The 1,658-nt window shown below is 33.5% G+C and carries 1 protein-coding gene; it reads right to left on the bottom strand.

What is annotated here, in order from left to right:
• Positions 1–621: 621 nt before the first annotated feature.
• Positions 622–1,119 carry a hypothetical protein gene (locus tag WA340_RS05945; RefSeq protein WP_336127866.1) on the bottom strand — a complete coding sequence of 166 codons (498 nt, stop codon included), beginning with the start codon at positions 1,117–1,119 and terminating at the stop codon, positions 622–624.
• Between the last annotated feature and the right edge of the window lie 539 nt (positions 1,120–1,658).

The raw sequence follows: 1,658 nt of genomic DNA, 5'->3' as shown, positions 1-1,658 counted from the left end.
TTGACCGAATAAAGTCAGACTTATAGCTAAAAATAATATTGTTAAAATTCGATTTTTCATTTTTTGGTCAAATGTTGCACAACGTTAGCGTATAAATTTCAGTTGCGGAAAATCGGTACGATTTTCCGATTGAAACTGAAAGATAGAAAATTGCAATGAATTTCCGCAGGAAATTCAGCCGCAATTGAATTTATACATTGTTGGTTACAGTTATATTTCAGTTTTTTAAGGTTCATTCAGAGTTTGTTTTGCGTTTTGCTATTCAATTCCACGTTATGATTCCACAATTTTGGAATTCGATAGAGTAGCAGTAATCAATTCACGTTTTTTAAATTCCGCTCAAGTTGATTTCTGCGCATAGTTCCGTTTTACATTTTTCAATTCAGCGTTACGTTTCGGTCTCGAGTATTAAATTCAGTTTCCGTTATTTTTTTGCGCAAAGTTCCGCTGTTTTCAAAGTTCGGAATTCGCACGATTTTTACGTTTAGTTTTTAATTCCGCTATTGTAACCAACGGTTTTGGCTATGATACGTTGCGGAAAAATCCGCAGGATTCTTTCCGCCATAGCCGAAAGATAGCAAATTGCAATGAAATTCCGATAGGAATTTCAGCCGCAATGGATTATAGCCATTGTTGTACCTCGTTTTTTTTAAGTTTTGTTATTCCAATTATTTCAGTCAGTTTATTCAGTCCGTTTTTTGATATAATTCTAAATGCTAATTCAGTGAAAATAAATCTAAAAACAACGATAGCCATTAAAGTCGGAATTATCAAAGAAATTATAATCTCCTTTTCTTTCGTAAATAATGCTATTAAAAATCCGATTATTGGGAATAAAAAGATAAGTGATAACATTACTCTGAAGGCTTTATGAATTCTGATTTCAAGAGTTCCGTTATAAGATTCAACTTTTCCCTCTAAAACGCAAAATGCTCCACGTCCAGGTTTTGATGAAATTATTTTAAATCCGTTTCTGTTCACTTGTCCGATAAACGCTTTTTTTGTCCACTCAGAAACAAGAGAGTTAGTTATCAATGTGTTTTTTTCCAATTCAGACAACGCATCTGAACTTTCTTTTTTAAGTTCAAATTGATAATTATTAGTCGGAAATATTTTCATTTTGCGTTCGGTTTGGAAATGAGGTACAACGTTAGCGTATAAATTTTAGTTGCGGAAAATCGGTACGATTTTCCGATTGAGCTGAAAGATAGAAAATTGCAATGAATTTCCGTAGGAAATTCAGCCGCAATTGAATTTATACAATGTTGGTTGCAGTTATATTTCAGTTTTAAGAGATTCATTCCGTTTTGATTTGCGTTCAGCTATTCAATTCCACGTTTTGATTCCGTAATTTTTGGAATTCGATAGAGTAGCAGTGATCAATTCACGTTTTTTAATTCCGCACGAGTTGGTTTCAGCGCACAGTTCCGTTTTACATTTTCAATTCAGCGTTACTTTTCGGTCTCGAGTTTTGAATTCAGTTTCCGTAAAACTTTTTTGCGCAAAGTTCTGCTGTTTTCAAAGTTCGGAATTCGCACGATTTTTACGTTTAGTTTTTAATTCCGCTATTGCAACCAACGTTAGCGTATAAATTTCAGTTGCGGAAAATCGGTACGATTTTCCGATTGAGACTGAAAGATAGAAAATTGCAATGAATT

The sequence above is a fragment of the Mesoflavibacter sp. CH_XMU1422-2 genome (genome assembly GCF_037029245.1).
Lineage (GTDB): Bacteria > Bacteroidota > Bacteroidia > Flavobacteriales > Flavobacteriaceae > Mesoflavibacter > Mesoflavibacter zeaxanthinifaciens.
This window is presented reverse-complemented; position numbering and strand designations above follow the sequence as displayed.